The organism is Polaribacter sp. BAL334, assembly GCF_015767435.1.
Lineage (GTDB): Bacteria > Bacteroidota > Bacteroidia > Flavobacteriales > Flavobacteriaceae > Polaribacter.
Window position 1 is genome coordinate 1 of the sequence record NZ_JADWOV010000277.1, and the last position, 1138, is coordinate 1138.

Consider the following 1138-nt stretch of genomic DNA (forward strand, 5'->3'; position numbering starts at 1 on the left):
AATTATTATTTCTGATGATTTTCATTAGTAGTGTTGCTAAAGCTCAAATTCAAGCACCTAGTGTTGGAACTCTTGTAACTCTAAACATCACTCAAAGCTCAGCTCGTTTGCAATTTAATGTGAACAGAAATGGTTCAAACACCAACTACAGCGTCATTTACTCTAAAAGTCCAAACCTAAATCCTTCTGTGGGTCAAACTCCTAATGGACCTGTAATTACCACTTTCGGTTGGCAAACAAGATATTTTGATATTAATGGTTTAGAGTCAAATACAACCTATTATTGGCAGGTAACTACAAGTAATGGTTTAGGAGTAACTAGATCTGTAATTGCAAGTTTTGTTACTTTAGGAGTTCCTGCTCTACCTGCAATTTCTTCAGTAAGTACTTCAAATATAACCATAAATTCGGCAAAAATTAACTATGAACTCATCCCAAATATTGAAGCAACTACATCTATAATAAAATATGGACTATCTGACACTACCTTAACAAATCAGGTTACTGGTCTTTCTGCTACAGGAAATACATCAACTTCAGGAAGTGTAGAGATTGCTAATTTACTGCAAAATACGCAATATTTTTACCAGATAGAGGCAACAAATTCTTTTGGAACTGTTGTTAATAATGGAAGTTTCCAAACAGCCCTTCCTCCACAAATTATAGCAAATTATACATTTGATAATACTTTAAACGATGTGAATGGTGCCAATCCTTTTGCGAGTCAAACAGGAATGCAATATGGTAATGATAGATCTGGCAATGTAAACAAAGCATTATATATTAATGGCACAGGAACTACAGTTTCACTTACCAACTTACCTGTTGGTAATTGTTCTAGAACCTTTTCAATTTGGATTAAGCCAACACAATTTAATGGTGCTAATAGGATTTTTTCTTACGGGACTCCATCAGGAACTGCAGCTTACGGAGCTTCATTTGTTGCATCAAGAATTTATAATTTTAGTTGGGACAATAATCTGTATAATGATCAATCCACAAGTTTAAATGTTTGGAAACACATTGTTTGTACTTACGAACAATCAACGAACACAGCAAAATTATACACAGATGGTAATTTAATAACTGAAAATACTTTAAATTGGAACACGGCAAATAATGGAATATTATATTTAGG

The 1138-nt window shown here is 33.4% G+C and carries 1 protein-coding gene; it reads left to right on the plus strand.

Going from position 1 to position 1138, the window contains the following annotated elements; genetic code table 11:
• Positions 1–14: 14 nt before the first annotated feature.
• Positions 15–1138: LamG-like jellyroll fold domain-containing protein (locus IU405_RS07810; protein ID WP_197438055.1), on the plus strand; the 1124-nt coding region annotated here is incomplete at its 3' end.